Raw genomic sequence first — 25,372 nt, forward strand, 5'->3', positions numbered from 1 at the left:
CCTCTCCAAAATTTTCCGACCTTTGCATAAAACAGAACCGACTTCTCATGAAACGACCACTGAGGCTGATCATATATGCCGGCATTGCGCTGGTGCTTTTCTACTTTGTGCAGGAAACCTTCCTGAGCGACGATAACTATATAAAGCCGCTGATGCAGGAGCGCGCCGACAAGGACCTCACGTTCCGGGGGCGCACCAACAGCCCCTTCACCGATGAGGATCGCCGCACCTTCGACAGCCTGACGTACTATGCGCCGGACCTGGCGTACCGCGTGCAGGCCCAGGTAGAACAACTGCCGCAGCAGGACACCCTGCACATGCCCCTGACAGACGGCAACACCGACCCTTACCTGCGCTACGCCATCGCTACTTTTGAGCTGCAGGGCCAGCCGCAGCGCCTGACGCTCTACAAGAAAGTGAATCCGGAGGCGGACGAGGAGGAACAGTTCTTCGTGCCCTTCACCGACAAGACCAACGGCTTCGAGACCTATGGCGGCGGCCGCTACCTGGATATACCCTTCGAGGAGGACGCGGAGACGGTGGTGCTGGACTTCAACCGCGCCTACAGCCCTTTCTGCGCCTACAACCCCGACTACGTGTGCCCCGTGCCGCCGCAGGACAACCGCCTGGACATACCCATTCCGGCAGGGGAGAAGACCTACGAGAAAAATAGCAAGTAGAGGCCGCAGGGTTTCAGACACAAGAACATATCCTTTACTTCAACTTGGGGTTTATACTCATTCGTAATTCGTAATTAAAAGAAGTATCCTTAATTTTGAAGAATGCAGGCTTCCCATCCCGGTGGCTGAGTTTTAAAAGAGACAAAGAACAACATGCTGATTTCATTCGACTGGCTGAAACAACTGATCCCAATAAATAAAGACGCGGAAGAGGTGGGTGCTTTGCTGACGGGCGCTGGCCTGGAGGTAGAGGGCATCGAAACCTTCGACGTGGTGCAGGGAGGCCTGGAAGGCATTGTGCTGGGCGAGGTGCTGACCTGTGCCCCTCACCCGGACGCCGACCGCCTGCGCATCACCACCGTGGACATTGGAAATGGCACGCCCAGCCAGATTGTGTGCGGCGCGCCCAACGTGGCGGCCGGGCAACGCGTGGTGGTGGCCACCGTGAACAGCACCTTGTACCCGGCGGGCGGAGAGCCCTTCAAGATAAAGAAATCCAAAATTCGCGGGACCGTGTCGGAGGGGATGATATGCGCCGAGGACGAAATAGGCATCAGTGCGTCGCATGACGGCATCATGGTACTGGAGACAGACCTGCCGAACGGCACGCCTGCCTCGGAATATTTTGGGCTGAGCTCTGATAAGGTGTTCGAGATTGGCCTGACGCCGAACCGCGCGGATGCCGCCTCCCACTACGGCGTGGCCCGCGACCTGCAGGCACTCACTGATGCCAAAGCCGTATTGCCTTCCGTAGAAAACTTCAACGTGAGCAACACGTCGCGCCCGGTTGGGGTGGAGGTGGAGAACGCAGAGGCCTGTCCGCGCTATGCGGGCGTCACGGTGTCGGGCTTGAAAGTGGGGCCGTCGCCGGAGTGGATGCAGAAGCGTTTGCGCGCCATTGGCCTCTCACCCATCAACAACGTGGTGGATGTGACGAACTACGTGCTGCACGAATTGGGCCAGCCGCTGCACGCCTTTGATGCCGACAAAATAAAAGGCGGTAAGATCATCGTAAAAACCGTGGCAGAAGGCACCACTTTCAGAACACTGGACGGGGTGGAGCGCAAGCTGCAGGCTACCGACCTGATGATCTGCGACACTGAAGGCCCGATGGCGATTGGCGGCGTGTTCGGCGGTGTGGATTCCGGGGTTTCGGCTGAAACCACCAGCATCTTCATCGAGAGCGCGTACTTTTCCCCGGACTGGGTGCGCCGCACCGGCATGGCACACGGCCTGAAGACCGATGCCTCTTTCCGCTTCGAGCGGGGCACCGACCCGAACATGGTGCTGCATGCCCTGAAGCGTGCGGCGCTGCTGGTGCAGGAAGTGGCCGGAGGCGTGGTGTCTTCTGAGATTGTGGATATATACCCTGAACCAATCGGGAACAGGACTATTTCGTTGAGTATGGAGCGGGCGCATATGCTCATAGGGCAGCACATCGGCGCGGAGCGCATGAAAACAATCCTCACCGACTTAGGCGTGGAGGTAACCGGCGAGACGGAAACCCACCTCGAGCTGTCGGTGCCGCCGTTTAAGGTAGACGTGACCCGTGAGGCCGACGTAGTGGAGGAGATCCTCCGCATATATGGCTTCAATAACATCGGGATGAGCGAGCACATGTCCTCCACCTATATGGCCAGGTTCCCAAAACCGTATGCGGAGAACGTGACGGAAACCATTATGGGCTATATAGCGGACAATGGCTTCCACGAGATCATCACCAACTCCATCACCAACTCCAACTACTACAAACGGGCCGGCGAGGCGGAACTGGCGGGCTTGGTGCAGGTTGTCAACTACAACTCTGAGGACCTGGACGTGCTGCGCAAGAGCATGGTGTTTTCGGGGCTGGAGGTGCTGCGCCGCAACATCAACCGCCGCCAGCGCGACCTGAAGCTGTTTGAACTGGGCAAGGTATATGAGCAACTGGAGGACGGCAGCACCAAGGAGAGCCGCAGGCTCGCGTTATATATGGCTGGCAACGTAACCGCCGAAAGCTGGAAGCAGACAAGCAACAAGTCAACCTTCCATGACCTGGCGGGCGTGGTGCAGAACGTGCTGCGCAAACTGAATGCCGGAGACTTCGAGGTGCAGCCGCTGCAGCCCAGCAGCTATATGCGTCAGGGCGTCGCCTATGTAAAGAACGGTACTGTGATAGCAGAGCTCGGGCCGCTGGACGCCAGTGTTACCCGCTTCATGGAAGTGAAGGAGCAGGTTTGGTATGCCGAGCTCAACTGGGATTACCTCCTGAAGAAGTACAAAGACAACCTGGTGGCCGGGGAGCTGCCTAAATTTCCGGAAGTGCGCCGCGACCTGTCGCTCGTTCTGGATAAAAATGTTACCTTCGATGAGGTACGGCGCATCGCTTTTCGCACCGAGCGTAAGCTGCTGCAGGAAGTGAACGTGTTCGATGTGTACGAGGGCGACAAGATCGACGCCGGTAAGAAAGCCTATGCCCTCAGCTTCACGCTGCTGGACCGCCAGCAGACCCTGACCGACAAGGTGATCGACGCCACCATGAGCCGGTTGATGCAGCAATTTGAGAAACAACTGGGAGCTTTAATCCGCAAATAGTGTTATGGCCAAGGAAAAGCAGTTACAACAACTCCAGCATATTGAGGACAGGTTGCGCAAGCTCGTTGCCCGCCACACCGAGGTGCAGCAGAAGCTGGCCCGCGCCCAGGAAGAAATCAAGTTCCTGGAAGGGCTGGTGGATGAGAAGGAGCAGCAAATAAAAAATTTTCAAAATCAGGAGAATATTGTTAAAATTGTAGACACGATAGCAGGAAATCCTGCAAATTCGACAGAGTTAAAGCTCAAGCTGAACGAATATATCAGAGAGATTGATAAGTGTATCGCTTACCTACAGGACTAAGCACCAGCATATAAGGAGTATTTAAGAACTCCGTCGCTATGAAAGCACCTGAGAAAGCACAACCCCTAAAACGCAACGGATGGGTGAATTAGCCATAAAGATTCGCATCGCGGAACGCGAGTATCCGATGCGGGTGAAGGAAGAGGAGGAAGAAAGAATCAGGATTGTCGGCAAGATTCTGAACGAGCGTTTGCGCTTTTTCAAGGATCAGTTCGGCCTGCAGGACAAGCAGGACCTGCTGGCCCTGGTGGCCTTCGAAACCATGGTCGACAAGGTGAAACTGGAGGAGGAGAAAGACTCCCACGGCACCGACATCGGGCAGCAACTTTCTGTTCTGGAAGACATCTTATCAACCGTTAACCTGAAGTAGGCATTGCGGCCGCCGCTGGCCCGCCACTTAATTTTCGTTAGGGCTGTAAGCCTTACCTGTCTTTTGCAGGCACTGCTATGTGTTTTTATTCATCATAAAAGCTAATAGTTATGCCCGATATCCTTTATATTTTACTGACGGCCATCGTCGCGCTCGGAGTGGGCGTGTTCATTGGCCGGTCCATGCTGCAGAAAGTGTACAAGCAGCAGGAGGAAGACGCACGCCAGCGCGCCAAGAGCATCATCCGCGAGGCCGAGGCAAATGCCGAAAGCATCAAGAAAGACCGCATCCTGGAGGCCAAGGAAAAATACCTGAAGCTGAAGGAGGAGTTCGACGAGGAGATGAACAAAAAGAAGAACATCATCCTCCAGAACGAGGCCAAGGTGAAGCAGCGCGAGCAGCAGGCCACCAAGCAATATGAGCAGGCCAAGCGCCTGGAGGCGGACCTGGAGAAAGAGAAAGAGGCCCTAACCACGCAGCTCGACAAGGAGAGAGCCAATATGAGCAGCCAGCTCGACAAGGAAAAGGAGAACCTGAACACGCAGCTGGAGCAGCTGAAGAAGCGCAAAGAGGAGGTAGAGGCGAAGCACAGCGAGATTGTAGGCCAGTTGGAGCGGATAGCCGGACTCACAGCCTCTGAGGCCCGTGAGCAACTGGTGGAGGCGCTGAAAAGCGAGGCGCAGACGCAGGCTTCGTCGCACATCAAGGACATCGTGGCGCAGGCCAAGCTCACCGCCACCAAAGAGGCCAAGAAAATCGTCATCGAAACCATCCAGCGGACCGCTGCGGAGCACGCCATCGAGAACTGCGTGTCGGTGTTCAACATCGAGAGCGACGATATCAAAGGCAAGATCATTGGCCGCGAGGGCCGCAACATCCGTGCCTTAGAAGCCGCCACCGGTGTGGAGATCATCGTGGATGATACCCCGGAGGCCATCATTATATCTGGTTTTGACCCGGTGCGCCGCGAAATCGCGCGCCTGTCGCTGCACCGCCTGGTGGCGGACGGCCGCATACACCCGGCCCGCATCGAGGAGGTGGTTGCCAAAACACGCAAAAACATCGAGGAGGAAATCGTGGAGATCGGGGAGCGCACCGCCATTGATTTGGGCATCCACGGGTTGCACCCTGAGTTGGTAAGAATGGTGGGCCGCATGCGTTTCCGCTCGTCTTACGGGCAGAACCTGCTGCAGCACTCCCGCGAAGTAGCCAACCTTTGCGCCACCATGGCCGCCGAGCTTGGCCTGAACGTGAAACACGCGAAACGCGCCGGTCTGCTGCATGACATCGGCAAGGTGACGCCGGACGAGCCGGAACTGCCGCACGCCATCATCGGTATGGAGCTGGCCAAGAAATACAAAGAGCACCCGGATGTGTGCAACGCCATCGGCGCGCACCACGACGAGGTAGAGATGACCGCCATGGTGTCTCCGCTGGTGCAGGCCTGCGACGCCATCTCCGGTTCCAGACCGGGCGCCCGCCGCGAAATCATGGAGTCCTACATCAAGCGCCTGAAAGAGCTGGAGGAAACGGCCGTTTCGTTTGAGGGCGTGAACCAGTGCTACGCCATCCAGGCGGGCCGCGAACTGCGCGTGATGGTGGATGCCGATAACGTGTCGGACGAAAAAGCGTCCCAAATCTCTTATGACATCTCACAGAAGATTGAGAAGGAGATGCAGTACCCGGGCCAGATCAAAATCACGGTTATCCGGGAGATGCGCGCCATCAGCTACGCCAAGTAATAAGCCATATATAACAAAGCCGCCTGCCGCGTTTGTGGCGGGCGGCTTTGTTTTTTTGCCATTTCGCCCTCCACTTTCCTTCCACAACCAGCACTCTTGTACTGCCTGCCAAGTTATAGTCCCCCTTTGAAGGGGGTAGGGGGATGATAGGCTGTGAGAAGATTCTAATGCGACATGAACGAGAAAAGTTGTTGAAGAGAACTGATTACATATCGCATATATGGCTGCCCTGTTTTTGCCTGCCGTACCTGCGTTCCCTCAATTCACCGGCGATTGCTTCTGTTTTAGAAACATTAGCTTTAATTTAGTTCTTCATTGTTAAAATGACGCCGCATGGCCTTAGCTTATAAAAGAATCATAATCAAAATAGGGTCTAACGTGCTCACGCTGGACAACGGCATGCCTGATCTGGCCAGAATCGGGCATTTGGTAGAGCAGATAGCGGAGATAAAGAAGCAGGGAAAGGAAGTGATTTTGGTGTCGTCGGGGGCGGTGGCGTCGGGGAGGAGCCTGGTGCAGGTGTCGGAGAAGTTTGACGCGGTGGCCAGCCGGCAGCTGCTGGCGGCAGTGGGGCAGGTAAAGCTCATCAACACCTACTCGGAGCTGTTCGGCCGGTTTGGCCTTGTTTGCGCGCAGGTGCTGGTGACGAAGGAGGATTTCCGCGACCGGCTGCACTACCTGAACATGAAAAACTGCTTCCAGATTCTGCTGCAGCACGACATCATCCCGGTCATCAACGAGAACGACGTCATCTCCATCACCGAGCTCATGTTCACCGACAACGACGAGCTCGCCGGGCTCGTGGCCTCCATGCTGAATGCCGACGCCCTGATTATCTTGTCGAATGTGGATGGCATCTACAACGGGAACCCGAAAGACCCCGGCGCGGAAGTTATCCGGGAGATAGACCATGCCGCCACGGGCCTGTCCTCGTTTATCACCACGCAGCGGTCGCAGTTTGGGCGGGGCGGCATGCTCACCAAAAGCCATATGGCCCGGCGGGTGGCGCAGCTGGGCATAGCCGTGCACATCGCCAACGGCAAAACCGAAAACGTCCTTCCCCGGCTGCTGCAGGAAACCGTCATCAACACCCGCTTTGTGCCCAGCAAGGCTGCCTCGGGCAAGAAAAAGTGGCTGGCCCACAACGAGAACAACGCCAAGGGGGCCGTGCAGGTAAACCAGGGAGCCCGCGAAGCGCTCTTTTCCTCCCGCGCCACCAGTCTGCTGCCGGTGGGCATCACGGGCATCCGCGGCGAGTTCCTGAAAGGCGATGTGGTGAAGCTGCTGGATGAGAACGGCACGCTGCTAGGGCTGGGCATCGCGGAGTACGGCTCAGGCAAAGCGCTGGAGCATATCGGGGAGAAAAACCAAAAGCCCCTGGTACATTACGATTACCTTTTTTTATATCCTGAACCAACTGACTATGGAGTTAGACAAAATATTTGAACAGACACAAAAGGCCAGCAGAGGCCTGAGCGGGCTGACACCGGAAACGGTAGACGCCATTCTGCGAGATGTGGCTACCGCAGCCGTTTCGCAAACGGCCTTCCTGCTTTCCGAAAATGAGAAAGACCTGGCCCGCATGAGCCCGGACGACCCGAAGTACGACCGGCTGAAACTGACCGCCGCCCGCGTGGAAGCCATAGCAGCAGATATGCGCAACGTGGCCGGTCTGACCTCTCCGCTTGGCGAGGTGCTGCTGGAGCGGGAACTTCCGAACGGGCTGCACCTCTCGAAGGTGCGTGTGCCGCTGGGCGTGGTCGGGGTCATATATGAGGCGCGGCCCAATGTGACCTTCGATGTGTTCTCGCTGTGCCTGAAAACCGGGAACGCCTGTATTTTGAAAGGAGGGAGCGACGCCTCTTTCTCGAACGAGGCCATCGTGTCGGTCATTCACGGGGTGCTGGAGAAACACGGCGTCAGCAAAGACATCGTCGCCCTGCTCCCGCCCGACAGGGCGGCCACTGCGGCGCTCTTGGGCGCCGTGGGCTACGTGGATGTGCTGATACCGCGCGGAAGCCAGCAACTGATAGACTTTGTGCGGCAGAATGCCAAAGTGCCCGTCATCGAAACCGGGGCGGGTATTGTGCATACCTATTTTGACGAGACCGCTGACCTGGAAAAGGGAGCAGAAATCATATATAACGCCAAGACCCGGCGCGTGAGCGTGTGCAACGCCCTCGACTGCCTGCTGCTGCACCGCAGCCGGTTGCAGGACCTGGCGGCGCTCGCTGCGCCGCTGGCTGCGGCGGGCGTTACCATATACGCCGACACGCCTTCTTTTGAGGTCTTGCAGCAAAGCTATCCGCAGGATTTACTGCAACAGGCGTCGGAAGAGGATTTCGGCACCGAGTTCCTGTCGCTGAAGATGGCCCTGAAAACCGTGGAGGACCTGGACGAGGCGCTTGACCATATTGCCACCCACAGCTCGAAGCACAGCGAAGCCATCATCTCGGAGAATGAGGCGCATATAAACCGTTTTCTGCAGCTGGTGGATGCGGCCGCCGTGTACGCCAACGCCTCCACTGCCTTCACCGACGGGGCGCAGTTCGGCCTCGGGGCCGAAATCGGCATCAGCACGCAGAAACTGCACGCCCGCGGCCCGATGGGGCTGGAAGAACTCACCAGCTACAAATGGCTCGTGAAAGGCAACGGGCAGACCAGACCGGCTTAACCTTTAGGAAAAAGCATCTTTTTATATGCTGATATAGGCTGCCGGAGAAAGAAAGTGGCAGGTCAGTATATAGAGTCCTATATAAAACATGAGTCATCCCGGAGTTTAGGACTGGGATAAAAAAGGAGAACCTCCTGTTTTAGTGGTACAGTCTATGTATCACCAAAGACGGGAGGTTCTTATGTTTACTACTTTCAAAAACGCAGCACGCCAAGCCGAGGTTCTCTCCCAGGCTCTGTTTTTCTCCTACCGCCTCGAAGGATTTCTTTCTCCTTTCCTTGCCAGGCTCGATGAGCTGCTGGACCGCCGCCTGGTCTACACTTTCCAGAACCTATGCCGGGCGCTGGTGCGCCACCGCAGCCGCTCCACCGGTCTGCTTCTAAGCGAGCTGGGTGGGGTTGTGCTCTCGCCCGACAAAGCCCCGGCGGGCACCAAGCGCCTGTCTAACCTGCTGCGCAGTAAGAAGTGGTCTGCCCAACTCATCACCGACTACCTGAGTCAAGAGGCCCAAACATACGTAGAGCAGCTGCTGGAAGCGGAACGTGAGCTGCCCCTGCTTTTGTGGGACGAGAGCGTGCAGGAAAAGTGCGAAAGCCTCCAAAGCGAGGGCTTATGCGCCGTGCGCAGCGTCAAAGCTAAACGGCAACTCAGAATCAAGAAGGGCTATTATGATCCCCCCACCCGGGAGCCGGTGCACGTGCCAGGCTTTCGGTGGGTGGGCCTCTTGTGCTGCGGCCTGTGGCAGGCTCCACGCATCGCCCGCTTTGCCTGGTGGAGTAGCCGGGGCAAAGAGGCCACCTCCCTGGAGCAGGTGAAGCTCACGCTGCTCTTGTGGGCCCGCCAGACCTTCGGCCAGGCCGTGCTGCACGTCTTTGACCGCGGCTATGCCTCCTCTAAGTGGCTGGGGCTGCTTTTAGGCCGCCACGACCGCTTCCTCTTGCGCTGGCCCTCCAGGTATAAGCTCGTGGATGGGCGTGGGCTTCTAAAGAATGCCTACCGCTTTTCGGTCGGCCGCAAAGCCACCTCCTCAAGAGTAGTAAGGGACATGGTCCGAAAGATCACTTACCGGCGCAGCCTCTTGTGGCAGCCCTGCCTGCACCCGGACTATGACCAGCCGCTCACGCTCCTGATCTGCCGGCCAGGTAAGAAAGGCCGCCAACCCTGGTATTTGCTCACCAGTGAAGAAGTCAGGAGTGATCGCCAGGCCTGGCGCCTGGTCTTTGCTTACGCCAGAAGGTGGCAGGTGGAGCAGGCCTTCCGCTTCAACAAATCAGAAATGGGCATGGAGTCGTGCCGGCTTTGGTTCTGGTCGAGCCGCATGAAGCTCTTGCAGGTGGTCACCCTGGTGTATGCTTTTCTGCTCTCGCTGCTGGATAAAGAGCTGCGGGAGGCGGTCTCCCATCTCCTTAGGCAGGGCTGCCATAGAACAGGAAAGCGGTGCAGGAAAACTCCTACACCGCTTTACCGTATCCGGCTGGCACTGGCCAACCTCTGGAATCTACTCTATCTATCCCTGCAAACTCCGGGATGACTCATGTCTGTTTTGAAATAAGGATATATAACTCAGCTCAGGAAGGCGTTCAGCATCCAGAGCGTTTTCTCATTCTGGTTGATGTCGTCGCTGATGAGGCTCACGGTGCCCTCGTCGCCAGCTTTGGAGGCCATTTGCAGTATCTCCCGTTCCAGGTCCAGCAGTGTGCTCAGGTTCTGGTGCGTCACCATCACCGTTTCTTTGTCACCGCCCAGGTCGCCCGCCTCGTGTATCCGCGACACCCGCACGTAATCAGACAAGGTGTGCAGCGGCGGCTGCCCGATGGTGAGGATGCGTTCTGCGATAGCATCGATTTTGGTGAGGGCAACGGTGTATAGCTCCTCGAACTTGGCGTGCAGCTCAAAGAAGTGGATGCCCTTGATATTCCAGTGGAAACCGCGCAGGTTCTGATAATACAGGTGATAATTGGCCAGCAACTCGTTCAGTTTCTCCGCTATCTGCCTGCTTTCCTCCCGCTGCAGTCCTATATTTGTTCTCTTCTCCATAACTGTATCGATATTTACTGTTTGAAATGTCATACAACAAAGATTATGAAATCCCATATATAAATCAAATCGATATAATATATACAGTTATCGCTTTAATCTATTTTGTAAATTTACACCCAGAGGCATACCTCCCGGATGGCCTGCTTCTTCTTACACTTATAGAAAGCAAATGACACTTGTGCAATTGGAATATTTAGTGGCTGTAGACACCTTCCGGCATTTCGCCACCGCGGCAGAGCACTGCTTTGTGACGCAGCCCACCCTGAGCATGCAACTGCAGAAGCTTGAGGAGGAGATGGGGGCGCAGCTTTTTGACCGGAGCCGGGTGCCGGTGCGGCCCACAGAGCTGGGCAGGGACGTGATTGCGCAGGCGCGGGTGGTGCTGGCCGAGGCCAAGAGGGTGCAGGAGATCGTGCAGAGCCAGAGGCAGGAACTGAGCGGGGAACTGCGCATCGGCATCATCCCGACGCTGGCGCCTTACCTGATCCCGCTGTTCATCACGGGCTTCATGGAGAAATACTCGGAAGTGCGCGTGGAGGTGCAGGAACTGCTGACCGATGAGATTGTGGAGCGGCTGAACCACGAGCTGCTGGACGTGGGCCTGCTGGTGACGCCGCTGGAGAACAAATCCGTGAGGGAACTGCCGCTTTTCTACGAAGCCTTCGTAGCCTATGTAAATCCGGCGCACGCGCTTGCAAAGTCAGCCACCATCAACCCGGGCCAGTTGGATATGGAGGAACTGTGGGTGCTGAACGAGGGACATTGCTTCCGGAGCCAGGTGCTGAACATCTGTAACCGGGGCGGCTTCAGGGGCGCAGACAGAAAAGGGCACCTGGACTATAAGAGCGGCTCGCTGGAAACCCTGAAACGCATCGTGGAGACGCAGCACGGCCTCACGCTGCTCCCGGAACTGTCGGTGCTGGAGATGCCGGAGGAGAAGCGCCGGTTGGTGCGCCCCTTTGCGGAGCCGCAGCCGCTGCGCGAGGTGAGCCTGGCCGTACACCGCAGCTTCCTGAAGAAGAAGCTGGTGCAGGCGCTGCAGCAGGAGATCATCGCCGCCGTGCCCGCAAGCATCCTGAACAGGAAAAAAGAGCAGGTGGTGTCGGTGAAATTTTAGAGTTAGAAATTTAGAGAGTTTAGGAGTTAGAGAGTTGCTGTTGACAAAGACCTCGCAGCGTGCGCAGCTCCTGCGAGCGTCTGGCTGGAGCGGCCGCCGCTTCGTAGTTCAGACGCTCGCGGGACCTTCGGACTCCGCGAGGTCTTTGGTGAAATAGGGCGTGCAGGCAAATTTATATATGGATGTTGTTTTCGGATAAGCTTAATATAGGGAGAAGGCCTCGCAGCGCTCGCACCTGCCCCGAAATGCTTCGGGGCAGGTGCGAGCGTCTGATGGTGTATAAAACAGAGGAGGCTGCCTTTGCGGGGCAGCCTCCTCTGTTTTATAAAGCTTATATACTTGCTATATATACTTACGCGTTGATACCAGCTTCCTGCAGTGCTTTCACCATCTCATCGCCTATTTCGGCAGGAGACTCGACCACGCGGATTCCGTTTTCGCGCATGATCTTCATCTTGGCGGCGGCTGTGTCTTCCGCGCCGCCCACGATGGCACCGGCATGGCCCATGCGGCGGCCCGCTGGCGCTGTCTGGCCCGCGATGAAACCAACCACCGGCTTCTTGTTGCCCGTCTCGCTGATGTACTTGGAAGCCACGGCCTCGTAGTTACCGCCAATCTCACCAATCATCACAATCGCGTCCGTCTCGGGGTCCTCCATCAACAACTGCACGGCGTCTTTTGTAGGTGTCCCGATGATTGGGTCGCCGCCGATACCGATGGCGGTCGAGATGCCCAAACCGGCTTTCACAATCTGGTCAGCGGCCTCATAAGTCAGGGTGCCGGACTTGGAAACAATGCCGATGCGGCCCGGCTTGAACACGAAGCCCGGCATGATGCCGACTTTCGCCTCGCCTGGCGTGATGACGCCCGGGCAGTTCGGCCCGATCAGGGTCACGTCTTTATTTTTGAGGTAGTTTTTAGCAGCCACCATGTCTTTCACAGGAATGCCTTCCGTAATCGCCACAATCACTTTGATGCCTGCGTCAGCGGCCTCCATAATGGCGTCGGCGGCGAAAGCGGGCGGCACGAAGATGATAGACACATCGGCGCCTGTTCTTTTCACGGCTTCCTCCACGGTGTTGTAAACAGGAAGATCAAGGTGGTTGGAACCTCCCTTGCCTGGCGTTACACCACCTACTACGTGTGTGCCGTACTCAATCATCTGAGACGCGTGGAAAGAGCCTTCTGAGCCAGTGAAGCCCTGCACGATCACTTTAGAATCTTTATTTACTAAAACACTCATGTGTATCTTGTTTAGTTTGTGTTGACGGTCGAACTGTAAGCTTGTGCAAAAATAGGCTTTTTTATGGCCGGTACAAAAATTTTTGGCCCTAATACCGCCCCGACTTATGCCATATCCCGGAACAAGTTGTGGCTTCGGGGCTGTTGTGGAGATAAGGTTTACAGGCAGGCAAAACGCGCGGATACGCTTTTCAGCGCAACATCCCGGCAGAGGCTATGTAAGGGAGGTCGCCGGCAAACCTAAGCCAGACAGCCGCCGAAGCATTGAACCGTTTAAATCATTACCTTTGCATCCAGACACAAAAAAGAAGCAGATGAAATATCTGAACCATATCACCGACTCAATAGGGAACACTCCCCTGGTAAAGCTCAACCGCGTGACAGAGGGCATCGAAGCCACAGTGCTGGCCAAGGTAGAGTACCTGAACCCGGGCAACTCCATCAAAGACCGCATGGCCATCAAGATGATTGAGGATGCGGAGGCGGCCGGTATTCTGAAGCCGGGCGGCACCATCATCGAAGGCACATCCGGCAACACCGGTATGGGGCTGGCGCTGGTTGCCATCGCCAAAGGATACAAGTGTATTTTCACCATGTCGGATAAGCAGAGCAAGGAGAAGATTGACGTGCTGAAGGCCGTGGGGGCCGAGGTGATCGTGTGCCCGACCAACGTGGCGCCGGAGCACCCGGATTCTTACTACTCTGTGGCCCGGCGCCTGAACCAGGAGATACCCAACTCGTTTTACCCGAACCAGTACGATAACATGTCGAACACGGTGGCGCACTACGAAACCACCGGCCCTGAGATATGGGACCAGACGGAGGGCCGCATCACGCACTTTGTAACGGGCGTAGGCACGGGCGGCACGGTGTCCGGCACCTCGCAATACCTGAAAGAGCAGAACCCGGAGATCATCACCGTGGGGGTGGACACCTATGGCTCCGTGTTCAAGAAGTACAAAGAGACGGGCATTTTTGACGAGAAGGAGATATACCCCTATGCCACCGAGGGCATCGGCGAGGACATCCTGCCCAGGAACGTAAACTTCGACCTGATCGACACCTTCATCAAGGTAACGGACAAGGACGGGGCCGTAATGGCCAGGAGGCTCACCAAGGAAGAGGGCCTTTTCGTGGGCTGGTCCGGCGGCTCGGCCGTATACGGCGCCCTGGAATACGCCCGCGAAAACAACCTGACAGCGGAAGACATGCTGGTGGTGATACTGCCCGACCATGGCTCGCGTTACCTCGCCAAGCTCTATAACGACGACTGGATGCGCGCCCAGGGATATATGGATTAAACGACGAAGCTATATATAGCCGGAAAGACACCCGATTAGCGGGCTTGGGCGCTTCCTCCCCTATATAAGCAGGGCCCCGCATGTAAAGATGTTTCCGGATTTGAAGATTTTTTTTATTTTTGCTATTGGCTGATAACGTCATAGAGATCGTTTTGCGGGGAATCAAGGAAAACTGTTCGTGCGCCAGCGCGACCAGGTAGAAGGAGACAGCGCTAGCCTTTATACCGCAGGCAGTATGGCCGAAACCATATGGCAGCGCAGCGGTTACATCTGTAGTAGGGGAGGAGACCGCACTTATTATTGCGTTTTCCGCGTGCCTGACACTTTTGAATTTAACTGATGAAGAGAAAGCTTACCGGCGTTCTGCTGATCGACGACGACGACACGACGAACTTCCTGAACCAGCGCCTGCTCGACAGGATGAAGGCAACAGACCATATCCGCACCTTCCAGAACGGCAAGCAGGCCTTCGATTACCTGTACAACGTCAGCAACAACAATTACGAGGCCGAGAGCCAGAATTATTTTAAACCGGAACTGATTTTCCTGGACATCAACATGCCGGTGATGGACGGTTTTGAGATGCTGGACCTGTACGAGCGCCTAAGCCCGGATTTCCGGAGAAACATCAGCATGGTGGTGCTCACCACCTCCACCCACCCGCAGGACACAGCCAACTCCCGCAAATACAACGCCGAGTACCTGACCAAGCCCCTGACGGAAGAGAAAGTGAACGGCCTGCTGCGCAAGCACTTTGCCAGCCAGGAAAGCGAAACATAAAACCCGCCTATATATAAAACGGGCCCCGCAGGATGCTGCGGGGCCCGTTTTATATATAGGCGGGCCTAAAAAGAGAAACCCGTATTCGATTTAAGCATCAGGTTCAGGAGCACGCCCACACCCGCCAGCAGCAGCCCGATGGCAATGAGTTTCTCCATATTATAGCCCGGGTGGTTTTCCTTTTTGAAGAGGCTGCCCAGCAGCGAACCCACGGCAAAAGACAGGACGACAGGCAGGCTGCGGCTCCAGAGCACATTGCCGATGAGAAAGTGGCTGATGAAGCCCGTGAAGCTGGTGACCACCAAAATGAACAGCGAGGTGGAGGTGGCCACCTGTGCGGGTATCCGGAAGAGTTTGATCATGATGGGCGTCTGCAGAAAACCGCCGCCGATGCCAAACAGTCCGGCAATGGTGCCCGACAAAAAGCCAAACACCGACACCACGCCGGCATTGAGGCGGTAGGCCAGGTGGTTTGTCTTGTTTTTCCGGATGAAGGTGGTGGGGATGTCGCGTATCTGGTACATCAGGCCGGAGTGCCGGGGCGGTTTCTTCTGCGTGTGCGGAAGCAGCATTACTATCCCAACAACGATCACAAACAGCGCGAACACCATCTGCAACTCCTGCACCGGCAGAAAGGCCACCAGAAAGGCGCCAAGTACCGTGCCAGCCATGGCGGGCAGCTGTATCAGGGTGCTCACCACATAGTCGATGCTGTGGTTGCGTGAGTTGAAGAAGGAGCCGATGAGCGCGGCGGGCACCATGGCCGCCATGCTGGAGCCGACGGCGATTTCGATGTTATAGCCGAAAAACAGCATCAGAACAGGCACCAGGAACACACCTCCGCCAAAGCCCACGGTCACCCCGAACGCGCTGATGGCAACACCCACTATAAAAAGCACTATCTCCTGCATCCGCTGTTGCTCCGCTGCCGCGGCGAAAGGTTGTCAGTCTGTTTCTGCCACAGGTACGAATTTAAATTCGTCTCCGTTGAAAAGGCCTTTGTCGCTGAGCTTGAGCGACGGGATCACGAGCAGCGCCATGAACGAGAGCGTCATGAACGGCGACGCCAGTTGGCTGCCCATCTCCTTGCTCATCCGGTCGATGGCCGCATACATCTCCGCCACCTTATACCCGTCCTCCGCCGACATGATGCCCGCCACCGGCAGCGGCAGCAGTTGCTCTTTGTCCCTGCCCACGGCCGCCACCCCGCCCCTGGACTGGATAATCAGGTTCACAGCGCGGGCAATGCTGTCATCATCCACGCCCACGGCAATAATGTTGTGCGAGTCGTGGCCCACGGAGGAGGCAATGGCGCCTGCCTTCAGCCCTACGTGCCGGATGAAGGCCACGGCCGGGGCGGCATTTTCGTAGCGGTTCACCACCGTCAGCTTCAGCACGTCCTCGGCCACGTCCGGCACAATAAAGCCATTTTCCACCTTAGCTGCTGCCCAGGCCTCCTTCGTGATCAGCTGCCCGTCGAAGGCCTCTATCACCCTGATTCTGGTGGCGGAAGCGGCCGGTACGGCAAACTCCTCGGGGGCCTTGGGCGCGGTGTTGAAGTTGTTGATCTCCTCGCTCTTCGTCAGCGCAATCCTGGTTTGGCCTTGCTCCGCCACCAGCTGCCCGTTTATATAGGTGGCCTGCACGTTAAAGTCCTCCAGGTTGTCCACCACGATAAAATCGGCGGCGTCGCCCTCGCGCAGCAGGCCCACTTCCAGTTTATAGTGCTCCACGGGGTTTACGCAGGCCGCCTGCAGCACCTGAAATATATCGTTGCCTTTGGCCAGCGCCCGCTTCACCAGCAGGTTTATATGCCCCTCCACCAGGTTGTCGGGATGCTTGTCGTCGGAGCAGAACATGATGTTGTGATAATGCCCGGGCAGCAGCGGAATCAGGGCCTCGAAGTTTTTGGCGGCGCTTCCCTCACGGATAAGTATTTTCATACCGGCGGCCAGTTTGTCCAGCGCCTCTTCGGCTGTGAAGCACTCGTGGTCGGTGGTGATGCCGGCGGAGGCATATAGCCGGGCCTGCTCCCCGCGCAGCCCCGGGGCGTGGCCGTCCACGGCTTTGCCGTATTTTTTCGCCAGCGCGATTTTCTCCATCACCAGCGGGTCGCGGTGCAGCGTGCCGGGCCAGTTCATCATCTCGGCCAGGTATTTTATCTCGTCCCGCTGGAAGAGCTTTTCTATATCGGCGGGCGTTATCTCGGCACCGGCCGTCTCGAACGGCGTGGCCGGAACACAGGACGGAGCCCCGAAGTAGAACTTGAACGGCATCTTGCTTCCGTTGTCCAGCATATACTCCACGCCCTTCAGCCCGAGCACGTTCCCAATCTCGTGCGGGTCGGAGACGGTGGCCACGGTGCCGTGCGGCACGGCCAGCCGGGCGAACTCGCCCGGCACCAGCATCGAGCTCTCGATGTGTACATGGGCATCCACAAAACCCGGTAGTATATAACGGGAGGCCTCCACAGGCGCACGAACTATTTTAGAAATGTGGCCGTTTGAGACATGGACGGTTCCCGGAAAAATCTCGCGGTTGTGTACGTCGATGATGCGCCCGCTCAGGGAGAAGTCTGTGTGCATGGGAACAGTGTTTAGTTAAGAGTTTAAAGTTAAGAGTTAAACATGAGGAGTACATTTTAACTCTTAACTTTAAACTCTTAACTCAAATGGATTTATATTTGCACCAAAATCAGTTGTTTTGAGAAAGATAATTTCACATATCCTTTTAGCGGCCTTTCTGGCGTCGGGCCCCCTGGCCGGCTGCACCGCTAAAACCCCGCAGCAGAAAAAAACAGCCTCCCTCAAACGAAAAAGCAAGCGCGGCGACCTGCCCTGCCCCTGCGACTCTAACTAAACGCTCTCTTAGCTTCTCTCCTGATGAAGAAAATCGTAATCGCACTCGACGGGTATTCCTCCTGCGGCAAAAGCACCACCGCCAAGTTAGTGGCCGCGCAGCTTGGTTATGCCTATATAGACACCGGCGCCATGTACCGGGCGGTTACGCTCTACTTTCTCCGGCACCACGTGTCGCTCACCAACCAGAAGGAAATTAAGGAGGCGCTGGAGAACATCGACATTGACTTCCACTACAACCCCAAAACCGGCCGCAACGAGGTGTTCCTGAACGGGCTGAACGTGGAGGACGAAATACGCAAAATGTATATATCGAACCAGGTGAGCGAGGTGAGCGTAGTGCCGGAAGTGCGCCGGGCCATGGTGGCACAGCAGCAGAAAATGGGCCGCAAGCGCGGCGTGGTGATGGACGGCCGCGACATCGGCACCGCCGTGTTCCCGGACGCGGAGGTGAAAATTTTCATGACGGCCGACGTGGATACCCGCGCCCGGCGACGCCAGGAAGAACTGCTGGAGAAAAAGCAGCTCGTGAACCTGGACGAGATACGCGAGAACCTGCAGAAGCGCGACCACATCGACTCTACCCGAAAGGAGAGCCCGCTGCGCCGCGCCGAGGACGCGCACCTGCTCGACACCTCGCACATGACGATAGACGAGCAGGTGGAGTTTGTGATGGAGAGAGTGGCATCAAACATATTAAGCACCCAGGAGTCTTTGCAACAGAACTGAAGCAGAAAGAATGAACGTAACCATAGACAAGAATTCCGGCTATTGCTTTGGCGTGGAGTTCGCCATCCAGATGGCCGAGGACGAAATGGAGCACTGCGAAGAGCTCTACTGCCTCGGGGATATCGTACACAACAGCATGGAGGTGAAGCGCCTCTACAACAAAGGCCTCCGCATCATCGACCGCGACCAGCTGAAAGAGCTGCGCGACTGCAAGGTGCTGATACGGGCACACGGCGAGCCGCCCGAAACATATAAGCTGGCCCTGGAAAACAACATCGAACTGATTGACGCCTCCTGCCCGGTGGTGCTGAAGCTGCAGAACCGCGTGAAGCACGCCTTCGACAGCGGCAAAGCCGAAGACGCCCAGGTGGTGATATATGGCCAGGTGGGCCACGCCGAGGTCATCGGGCTGACAGGCCAGACCGGCGACGAGGCCATCATCGTGACGACGGAGGCGGACCTGGATAAGATTGACTTTACCCGGCCGGTCACGCTCTTCAGCCAGACCACCAAGAGCACCAAAGGCTTTTACCACATCAAGGGCCTGATAGAAGAGCGCCTGCAGCAGGCCAACCGCGACAGCACCCAGCCTGCCTTCAACGCCAACGACAGCATTTGCCGCCAGGTATCGAACCGCGAGCCGCAGCTGGCCAGGTTTGCCACCGAGCACGACGTGATCGTGTTTGTGAGCGGCAAGAAAAGCTCGAACGGAAAAGCCTTATATAGCGTATGCAAGCAGCACAACCCCAACAGCTATTTCGTGGAGAACGAGGAGGAACTGGAGCCGGAGTGGTTTACCGGGGCCGGGAGCGTGGGCATTTGCGGGGCCACCTCCACACCCATGTGGCTGATGGAGCAGGTGTCGCGGGGTATTTCGGCCCTGGAGGGCGCGCAGGTATAAATATTAGTAAAAGACTATAAAGGCTTTTTTGCTGCATTCAGGCTTTGCTTCGGCAGGGCCTTTTTTGTGAACCGGATATATGAAAAAACTTTTCCGTTACTTTGTTAAAGCTATCCTGATGCGGCAGTTGTTTCGTTTCTTCATAAACGGCCTGCTCATCATCGCGCCGATTGCCATCACGGTGTTTATCGTGGTGGGCATCATCGACTGGCTCGACAGCCTGTTCGACCTGGGCATACCGGGGCTGGGCATCCTGCTGATGGTGGTGCTGCTGACGGTGATTGGCTATATCGGCTCTTCTTTCTTCGTAAAACCCTTTTTCGAGGTGATGGAGCGCATCGTACACAAGGTACCGCTTGTCAGCATCATCTACTCCAGCATCAAGGATTTATTCGACGCCTTTGTGGGCGACAACCAGAAGTTCAACCAGCCGGTGCTGGTAAAAATGGCGGAGGATTCTGATAACCACAAGCTCGGCTTTGTAACCCAGGAGGTGCTGCAGACCATCAACATTGAAGACAAAGTGGCCGTGTACTTTCCGCACTCCTACAACTTCTCCGGAGAGCTCTTCCTGGTGCCCAAGCGCAACGTCACCTACCTCGACCTGCCCAGCAGCGAGGTCATGAAGTTCATCGTGTCCGGCGGCGTGTCCAGGCTGTAGTTTTAGTTGCTGATTGTTGTTTGTTGAATGGCTGCATGGTTAAATTGTTGTTTGTTGGGAGTACGCGTATTATATATGATTGATGATTATATCATAATGATGCAGCCATATATGATAAACAAACCATTTATATATAGCCCCTTAACCACTCAACAATTTAGCAATTCAATGGCCATCAATTAGCAACTAACAATCAACACCCAACAACTCGTAATTCGGAACTCGTAATTCGTAATTCGTAATTCGTAATTAACCCGTGCCCTACCTTCTCCACCATAGGTCGAAGCTGTACTACCGCGTGATCGGGCACGGCAGCCGCGCGTTGCTGGCCTTTCATGGCTACGGGCAGAGCAGCGCTTATTATGAGCCGATGGAGCAGGCGCTGGGCAGCGATTACACCATCTACGCCTTCGACCTTTTCTTCCACGGGCGCAGCCACTTGCACAAGCACGACATGCCGCTCGAAAAGAAGTTTCTGCAGGAGCTGATCGAGCACTTCCTCGCAAAGCAGCAACTCGAGCGATTTTCGCTGATGGGCTTCAGCATGGGCGGCAAGTTTGCCCTCACACTGGTGGAGTGCATGCCGGAGCGCATCGACGAGCTGTTCCTGATTGCGCCGGACGGCATCAAAACAAGTTTCTGGTACAATATCGCCACGTACCCCGGCTGGCTGCAGCAGCTCTTTAAGCGCACCGTGGTGAAGCCGGAGCTGTTCTTCGGGCTGCTGCGCATGCTCGACAAGTACAACATGGTACACAAAAGCATGCTGCGCTTCGCCCACTACCAGATGGACAGTACTCCAAAGCGCCTGCGCGTGTACCGCAGCTGGGTGGGCTTCCGCGAGCTCAACTTCGATATCCGGAAAATCGTGCAACTCCTGAACCGGCACCAGGTGCCCGTCACGATGTTTCTGGGGGAGTACGACCAGATCATTGCGCCGAAGCGGGTGGCGGTATTCATGGATGCGCTGGAGAAAGGGGAACTTGTTGTGCTGAAAGCGGGGCACTCGTTCCTGCTGCAGGATGTGGCGACGCTGCTGCACCGCAAGCGCCTGGAAGGGTAGGCCATGCATCAGCTCCGTGGTATATATAGCTTGATGGCATATATAAAACTGGTTGGTTTTTGATGGCAGGAAGCCTATCCTAACTCCCAAAGAGAGTAATCTACCCAGAAACGGGGTCTAATTCCCCTGCTCGGAGGGGTAGGGGTGAGTTTCCAGTTATCTGAGTTCTGGCAGGTTTATATAGCGCAACTGGAGTTATTTAGGCTATACCCTCGGGATAGTGAAGCACGGGGCCTGAAAACATTGTGCCCCTGTACCAGTATACTTATTCAGAATTCAGGACCCATATGCCTGCCTGTTGTTACTTTCCGGGACTATGCGCAACTTTGGACCGCATGTCCTATATATACCTAGCGATAAAACATGAAAAAACCACTAAGCATTCTCCTTTCTGCCGCTGCCGTTTTCAGCATGGGCTGCTCCTCCGGCGAGAATACCGAAAACGCCGATGTCGCCAAAACGGGCCCGACGGAAATGGAACAGGCCGAAGGCGAAACAGAGGGCAGCCTCCCCACCGGGCCAATAGACAAAGACCTGGAGCGAATAACGCTGCCGGAGGGATTCCGGATAGACTACTATGCCAAGGACGTGGACAATGCCCGCTCCATGGCGCTGAGCGAGTCGGGCATTCTGTTTGTGGGCACCCGTGAGGAAGACAAGGTATATGCCGTGGTAGACGAGAACAAAGACGGCAAAGCCGATGAAGTGGTGGTGGTTGACTCGGGGCTGACGTCTCCGAACGGCGTGGCCATCCGCAACGGCGATTTATATGTGGCGGAGATCAGCCGCGTGATAAAATACCCGGACATTGAGCAGAACTTCCGCAACAACCCCGAGCCGGAGGTGGTTAACGACGATTTCCCGAGCGATGCCCACCACGGCTGGAAGTATATCGCCTTCGGTCCTGACGGCAAGCTGTACGTGCCGGTGGGGGCGCCCTGCAACATCTGCGATCCGGAGAAGGAGATTTACGCCTCCATCACCCGCATGGACCCGGACGGCTCTAACCTGGAGATATATGCCGAGGGCGTGCGCAACACCGTCGGCTTCGACTGGCACCCCGAAACCAAGGAACTGTACTTTACTGACAACGGCCGCGACATGATGGGCGACAACATTCCGCCTGACGAGTTGAACAAGGCCACGGAAAAGGGCCAGCACTTTGGCTACCCCTACTGCCACGCCGGCACCATTCCGGACCCGGAGTTCGGAAAAGGGCACGACTGCAGCGAGTTTGTGAAGCCCGTACAGAACCTGCACCCGCACGGCGGCACGCTCGGCATCAAGTTTTACACCGGCAACATGTTTCCGGAGGAGTACCGGAACCAGGCGTTTATAGCACAGCACGGCTCCTGGAACCGCTCCGAGAAAATCGGCTACAGCGTGGCCACGGTGAAGACCGATGCCAACGGCAACACCACGCACGAGCCTTTTGCCGAGGGCTGGCTGCAGGGGCAGGAAGACTGGGGCCGCCCGGTGGATGTGCTCGTGATGCCCGACGGTTCCATGCTGGTGTCGGACGATAAGAACGACGCCATCTACCGCATCACCTACAGGAAATAGAATGACGAGTTCCGAGTTGTTAGTTGCTGATTGTTGATCGTTAAATGGCTAAATTGTTAAATAGTTTTAGGCTTATATATGAATGATTGACCTATTATATATGGATGCATTGTAATCAAATCGTCATCTGTGATATATAATCAGGACTTACGCAAATAGAAGAATCAAAAGCAAGTCTGGCCGTTGTTGCGTGTTTTCACCATCAACTTGCCGGTGAAAACACGCGGCAAGGGCGACTTTACGTAAGACTTAATAATTAAAAACTATAGTTACGCTCAACAAACAACAATTAAACCATGCAGCTATTCAACAATCAGCAACCAACAATGTATGTTCGGAAATTTGAAGCTATTACTGATTAGAAAGTGTGGGAAAGCGAATCAATCCAAGGCCTGAGAAGAAGACCATCGGGAGGCGTGAGCTGGTTTCCTTCCCGGAACTGGACATCGACGCCATCGAAGCCAAGATAGACACGGGGGCTTACACCTCCGCCATCCACTGCTCCAATATACACGAGGAGACGGCGCCGGACGGTGCCAAAGTGATTGCGCTGGACCTGCTCGACCCCTCGCACCCGCAGTACAACCACAAAAAGCTGAAGTTCTCGGAGTACGACCTGCGCGAAATCAAAAGTTCTTTCGGGGAGGTGCAGGAGCGGTACGTCATCCGCACCAAAATCAAGTTTTTCGACGAGGAGATTGAGGAGGAGTTCTCGCTCTCAGACCGGAGCGATATGAAGTATCCTGTGCTGATAGGCCGCAAGCTGCTGCAGCACCGCTTTATAGTGGACGTGGCCCGGAAGAACCTGGCCTACAAGTCAAAAATCAAACAGAAACAGCATAAAAAGCATTTATGAAGATTGCTATTCTCTCCCGCGACACGAAACTGTACTCTACCAGGCGGCTGGTGGAGGCGGCGCACAAGCGGGGGCACGAGGCCGTGGTGCTCGACCATTTGCGTTGCGACCTGGTGATGGAGCAGAACGACCCGCATATACTATATAAAGGGGAGCGCCTGACCGATATAGATGTGGTAATCCCGCGCATCGGCGCTTCGGTTACGTTTTACGGGGCGGCCGTGGTGCGCCAGTTTCAGATGATGCAGAACACGAAGAGTGCCGTCAGCTCGCAGGCTATCCTGCGCTCCCGCGACAAACTGCGTAGCCTCCAGATTCTCTCACGGGCGGGCCTCGGCATGCCCAAAACCGCATTCACCAACTACTCTAAACAAACCTCCGAGCTGGTGAAGGAAGTGGGAGGCGCGCCGCTGGTGATTAAGCTGCTGGAGGGCACGCAGGGGCTGGGCGTGGTGCTGGCCGAAACCAAGAAAGCCGCCGAGTCGGTGATTGAGGCATTCCACAACCTGAAGGCGCGCATCATTGTGCAGGAGTTTATCAAAGAGGCGGGCGGCGCGGATATCCGGGCTTTTGTGGTGAACGGCGAAGTGGTGGGGGCCATGAAGCGGCAGGGCAAGGAGGGCGAGTTCCGCTCGAACCTGCACCGGGGCGGCAACGCCACCCTCATCAAACTGTCGCGCAAGGAGAAAGCCGCGGCGCTGCTGGCCGCCAAGTCCCTGGGCCTCGCCATTGCCGGCGTGGACATGCTGCAGTCCTCGCGCGGGCCGCTGATACTGGAAGTGAACTCCTCGCCGGGGCTGGAGGGCATCGAGAAGGCCACGCAGAAAGACATCGCCAGCAAGATTATCGAATACACCGAGGCGCTGGTGCAGCAGAAATCAAACAAAGGAGTAGAAGAGTAAAAACGGATGCCAGAAACCATCGTTATCAACGGCAGGCGCATTGACCGCGGCGAGAAGGTGCTGACCAAATTGGCCATCAGCAAGCTGCCGAGCGGCACCGTGATAGAGATTCCCATCTACGTGTTCCGGTCGGTACACGATGGCCCGGTGGTGCTGGTGATGGCGGGCATGCACGGCGACGAGGTGAACGGCACCGAAATTATCCGGCGCATGCTCACCCGCAAAATGCTGTACCCGCTGAAGGGTACCATCATTGCGGTGCCGGTGCTGAACATATATGGCTTCCTGAACTTTTCGCGGGAGGTGCCCGACGGCAAGGACGTGAACCGCAGTTTCCCCGGCAACCGCGAAGGCTCGCTGGCCAGCCGCGTGGCGCACCGCTTCATGAAGGAGGTAATCCCCTACGTAGACTATGGGCTCGACTTCCACACGGGTGGCTCCAGCCGCGCCAACTACCCGCAAATCCGCTGCGTGCTGGCTGACTATCGCAACGAGGAACTGGCCAGAGCTTTCGGAGCGCCCTTTATCCTGAACTCATCCTACCGGCAGGGCTCGCTGCGCAAAGAGGCGGCCAAGCTCGGGAAATCCATCCTGGTATATGAAACCGGCGAGTCGCTGCGCTTTGATGAGAATGGCATCAACATCGGCATTGAGGGCACCTGCCGCGTGCTGCACCACCTGGGTATGATGCTGAACCACACCCCGCCGCAGGAGGAGAGTGTTATCTGTTTAAAAGATATATGGCTGCGGGCCAAAAATGCGGGCCTGTGGCGCAGCCACGTCCGACTGGGCGAGTTTATCAAAAAGAACCAAAACATCGGCAGCATCACCGATCCGTATGGGGAGATGGAGGTGCGCCTGAACGCCCCGGCAGGCGGCTACGTGGTGGGCCTCAACAACATGCCGGTGGTCAACCAGGGCGACGCGCTGCTGCATATATCTTTTTAAATGCACTCCCATATATAAAACGGGCCGCTGCAGGAAACTGCAACGGCCCGTTTTATATATGGGTGAGAGA

At 56.2% G+C, this 25,372-nt stretch carries 22 protein-coding genes and 1 pseudogene; 19 read left to right on the forward strand and 4 right to left on the reverse strand.

All coding sequences use genetic code 11. The features are described from left to right. The first annotated feature begins 47 nt into the window (after positions 1-47). The 8 genes from GSQ62_RS14660 (at position 48) to GSQ62_RS14695 (ending at position 9,872) form a co-directional block, all read left to right on the forward strand. Positions 48-680, forward strand: a complete 633-nt coding sequence (locus tag GSQ62_RS14660) for a DUF1684 domain-containing protein (RefSeq protein ID WP_161890199.1) — start codon at positions 48-50, stop codon at positions 678-680. Positions 681-833: 153 nt separating this feature from the next. After that, positions 834-3,254 carry a phenylalanine--tRNA ligase subunit beta gene (pheT, locus tag GSQ62_RS14665; protein ID WP_161890200.1) on the forward strand — a complete coding sequence of 807 codons (2,421 nt, stop codon included), beginning with the start codon at positions 834-836 and terminating at the stop codon, positions 3,252-3,254. Positions 3,255-3,258: 4 nt separating this feature from the next. Continuing rightward, the gene (locus GSQ62_RS14670) at positions 3,259-3,555 is read left to right on the forward strand and encodes a hypothetical protein (protein ID WP_161890201.1); all 297 of its coding nucleotides are present in this window, start codon (positions 3,259-3,261) and stop codon (positions 3,553-3,555) included. Between the two features lie 79 nt (positions 3,556-3,634). Further along, entirely contained in the window at positions 3,635-3,925 is a 291-nt protein-coding gene (locus GSQ62_RS14675; RefSeq protein ID WP_161890202.1) for a cell division protein ZapA, read from the forward strand. Positions 3,926-4,035: 110 nt separating this feature from the next. Further along, on the forward strand, positions 4,036-5,667 hold the full coding sequence (gene rny, locus GSQ62_RS14680) for a ribonuclease Y (RefSeq protein WP_161890203.1): 1,632 nt from the start codon (positions 4,036-4,038) through the stop codon (positions 5,665-5,667). Between the two features lie 333 nt (positions 5,668-6,000). After that, entirely contained in the window at positions 6,001-7,113 is a 1,113-nt protein-coding gene (gene proB / locus GSQ62_RS14685) for a glutamate 5-kinase (RefSeq protein WP_161890204.1), read from the forward strand. Then, on the forward strand, positions 7,091-8,341 hold the full coding sequence (locus tag GSQ62_RS14690; protein ID WP_161890205.1) for a glutamate-5-semialdehyde dehydrogenase: 1,251 nt from the start codon (positions 7,091-7,093) through the stop codon (positions 8,339-8,341). Before proB ends, GSQ62_RS14690 begins: the two co-directional genes overlap by 23 nt. A 181-nt stretch (positions 8,342-8,522) precedes the next feature. Beyond that, complete coding sequence (locus GSQ62_RS14695) at positions 8,523-9,872, forward strand: transposase (RefSeq protein ID WP_161888298.1); 1,350 nt, start codon at positions 8,523-8,525, stop codon at positions 9,870-9,872. 32 nt (positions 9,873-9,904) lie between these two features. On the opposite strand, the gene GSQ62_RS14700 is transcribed toward GSQ62_RS14695, so the two are convergent. Next, positions 9,905-10,378 (reverse strand): Dps family protein, encoded by a 474-nt coding sequence (locus GSQ62_RS14700; RefSeq protein WP_161890206.1) that lies wholly within the window; start codon positions 10,376-10,378, stop codon positions 9,905-9,907. 172 nt (positions 10,379-10,550) lie between these two features. Between GSQ62_RS14700 and GSQ62_RS14705 the strand changes: the two genes are divergently transcribed. Beyond that, the gene (locus GSQ62_RS14705; protein ID WP_161890207.1) at positions 10,551-11,498 is read left to right on the forward strand and encodes a hydrogen peroxide-inducible genes activator; all 948 of its coding nucleotides are present in this window, start codon (positions 10,551-10,553) and stop codon (positions 11,496-11,498) included. A 352-nt stretch (positions 11,499-11,850) separates the two neighbouring features. Here the strand turns inward: GSQ62_RS14705 and sucD are convergent, their stop codons facing one another. Next, complete coding sequence (gene sucD / locus GSQ62_RS14710; protein WP_161890208.1) at positions 11,851-12,741, reverse strand: succinate--CoA ligase subunit alpha; 891 nt, start codon at positions 12,739-12,741, stop codon at positions 11,851-11,853. A 313-nt stretch (positions 12,742-13,054) separates the two neighbouring features. Here sucD and GSQ62_RS14715 point away from each other — a divergent pair. Further along, positions 13,055-14,038 (forward strand): annotated as a pseudogene (locus tag GSQ62_RS14715) (PLP-dependent cysteine synthase family protein); the annotation flags it as partial. 342 nt (positions 14,039-14,380) lie between these two features. Next, entirely contained in the window at positions 14,381-14,821 is a 441-nt protein-coding gene (locus tag GSQ62_RS14720; RefSeq protein WP_161890210.1) for a response regulator, read from the forward strand. A 65-nt stretch (positions 14,822-14,886) separates the two neighbouring features. Here GSQ62_RS14720 and GSQ62_RS14725 read toward each other — a convergent pair whose 3' ends face one another. Beyond that, positions 14,887-15,732: a sulfite exporter TauE/SafE family protein gene (locus tag GSQ62_RS14725; protein WP_161890211.1), complete on the reverse strand. Its 846-nt coding sequence runs from the start codon at positions 15,730-15,732 to the stop codon at positions 14,887-14,889. A gap of 33 nt (positions 15,733-15,765) precedes the next feature. Further along, positions 15,766-17,406 (reverse strand): adenine deaminase, encoded by a 1,641-nt coding sequence (ade, locus tag GSQ62_RS14730; RefSeq protein WP_161890212.1) that lies wholly within the window; start codon positions 17,404-17,406, stop codon positions 15,766-15,768. A gap of 297 nt (positions 17,407-17,703) precedes the next feature. On the opposite strand from ade, the gene cmk reads away from it, so the two are divergent. The 8 genes from cmk (at position 17,704) to GSQ62_RS14770 (ending at position 25,302) form a co-directional block, all read left to right on the forward strand. Continuing rightward, positions 17,704-18,408 (forward strand): (d)CMP kinase, encoded by a 705-nt coding sequence (cmk, locus tag GSQ62_RS14735; RefSeq protein ID WP_161890213.1) that lies wholly within the window; start codon positions 17,704-17,706, stop codon positions 18,406-18,408. A 10-nt stretch (positions 18,409-18,418) separates the two neighbouring features. After that, positions 18,419-19,309 (forward strand): 4-hydroxy-3-methylbut-2-enyl diphosphate reductase, encoded by an 891-nt coding sequence (locus tag GSQ62_RS14740; protein ID WP_161890214.1) that lies wholly within the window; start codon positions 18,419-18,421, stop codon positions 19,307-19,309. 79 nt (positions 19,310-19,388) lie between these two features. Beyond that, positions 19,389-19,970: a DUF502 domain-containing protein gene (locus GSQ62_RS14745; RefSeq protein ID WP_237586648.1), complete on the forward strand. Its 582-nt coding sequence runs from the start codon at positions 19,389-19,391 to the stop codon at positions 19,968-19,970. Between the two features lie 256 nt (positions 19,971-20,226). Continuing rightward, positions 20,227-21,033, forward strand: a complete 807-nt coding sequence (locus GSQ62_RS14750; protein ID WP_161890215.1) for an alpha/beta fold hydrolase — start codon at positions 20,227-20,229, stop codon at positions 21,031-21,033. 363 nt (positions 21,034-21,396) lie between these two features. Beyond that, positions 21,397-22,596: a PQQ-dependent sugar dehydrogenase gene (locus GSQ62_RS14755; protein WP_394351327.1), complete on the forward strand. Its 1,200-nt coding sequence runs from the start codon at positions 21,397-21,399 to the stop codon at positions 22,594-22,596. 367 nt (positions 22,597-22,963) lie between these two features. Next, positions 22,964-23,452 (forward strand): ATP-dependent zinc protease family protein, encoded by a 489-nt coding sequence (locus tag GSQ62_RS14760; protein WP_161890216.1) that lies wholly within the window; start codon positions 22,964-22,966, stop codon positions 23,450-23,452. Further along, positions 23,449-24,354, forward strand: coding sequence for a 30S ribosomal protein S6--L-glutamate ligase (rimK, locus tag GSQ62_RS14765; protein ID WP_161890217.1), 906 nt, complete (start codon positions 23,449-23,451; stop codon positions 24,352-24,354). Before GSQ62_RS14760 ends, rimK begins: the two co-directional genes overlap by 4 nt. A 6-nt stretch (positions 24,355-24,360) precedes the next feature. Further along, positions 24,361-25,302, forward strand: a complete 942-nt coding sequence (locus tag GSQ62_RS14770; RefSeq protein WP_161890218.1) for a succinylglutamate desuccinylase/aspartoacylase family protein — start codon at positions 24,361-24,363, stop codon at positions 25,300-25,302. Positions 25,303-25,372 lie beyond the last annotated feature (70 nt).

The sequence above is a fragment of the Pontibacter russatus genome (assembly GCF_009931655.1).
GTDB lineage: Bacteria > Bacteroidota > Bacteroidia > Cytophagales > Hymenobacteraceae > Pontibacter > Pontibacter russatus.

Bases quoted from the DNA above. Each gene is read 5' to 3' on its own strand.
- GSQ62_RS14660 (WP_161890199.1), top strand. From the start codon at position 48: ATGAAACGACCACTGAGGCTGATCATATATGCCGGCATTGCGCTGGTG.
- pheT (WP_161890200.1), top strand. From the start codon at position 834: ATGCTGATTTCATTCGACTGGCTGAAACAACTGATCCCAATAAATAAA.
- GSQ62_RS14670 (WP_161890201.1), top strand. From the start codon at position 3,259: ATGGCCAAGGAAAAGCAGTTACAACAACTCCAGCATATTGAGGACAGG.
- GSQ62_RS14675 (WP_161890202.1), top strand. From the start codon at position 3,635: ATGGGTGAATTAGCCATAAAGATTCGCATCGCGGAACGCGAGTATCCG.
- rny (WP_161890203.1), top strand. From the start codon at position 4,036: ATGCCCGATATCCTTTATATTTTACTGACGGCCATCGTCGCGCTCGGA.
- proB (WP_161890204.1), top strand. From the start codon at position 6,001: ATGGCCTTAGCTTATAAAAGAATCATAATCAAAATAGGGTCTAACGTG.
- GSQ62_RS14690 (WP_161890205.1), top strand. From the start codon at position 7,091: ATGGAGTTAGACAAAATATTTGAACAGACACAAAAGGCCAGCAGAGGC.
- GSQ62_RS14695 (WP_161888298.1), top strand. From the start codon at position 8,523: ATGTTTACTACTTTCAAAAACGCAGCACGCCAAGCCGAGGTTCTCTCC.
- GSQ62_RS14700 (WP_161890206.1), bottom strand. From the start codon at position 10,378: ATGGAGAAGAGAACAAATATAGGACTGCAGCGGGAGGAAAGCAGGCAG.
- GSQ62_RS14705 (WP_161890207.1), top strand. From the start codon at position 10,551: ATGACACTTGTGCAATTGGAATATTTAGTGGCTGTAGACACCTTCCGG.
- sucD (WP_161890208.1), bottom strand. From the start codon at position 12,741: ATGAGTGTTTTAGTAAATAAAGATTCTAAAGTGATCGTGCAGGGCTTC.
- GSQ62_RS14720 (WP_161890210.1), top strand. From the start codon at position 14,381: ATGAAGAGAAAGCTTACCGGCGTTCTGCTGATCGACGACGACGACACG.
- GSQ62_RS14725 (WP_161890211.1), bottom strand. From the start codon at position 15,732: ATGCAGGAGATAGTGCTTTTTATAGTGGGTGTTGCCATCAGCGCGTTC.
- ade (WP_161890212.1), bottom strand. From the start codon at position 17,406: ATGCACACAGACTTCTCCCTGAGCGGGCGCATCATCGACGTACACAAC.
- cmk (WP_161890213.1), top strand. From the start codon at position 17,704: ATGAAGAAAATCGTAATCGCACTCGACGGGTATTCCTCCTGCGGCAAA.
- GSQ62_RS14740 (WP_161890214.1), top strand. From the start codon at position 18,419: ATGAACGTAACCATAGACAAGAATTCCGGCTATTGCTTTGGCGTGGAG.
- GSQ62_RS14745 (WP_237586648.1), top strand. From the start codon at position 19,389: ATGAAAAAACTTTTCCGTTACTTTGTTAAAGCTATCCTGATGCGGCAG.
- GSQ62_RS14755 (WP_394351327.1), top strand. From the start codon at position 21,397: ATGAAAAAACCACTAAGCATTCTCCTTTCTGCCGCTGCCGTTTTCAGC.
- rimK (WP_161890217.1), top strand. From the start codon at position 23,449: ATGAAGATTGCTATTCTCTCCCGCGACACGAAACTGTACTCTACCAGG.
- GSQ62_RS14770 (WP_161890218.1), top strand. From the start codon at position 24,361: ATGCCAGAAACCATCGTTATCAACGGCAGGCGCATTGACCGCGGCGAG.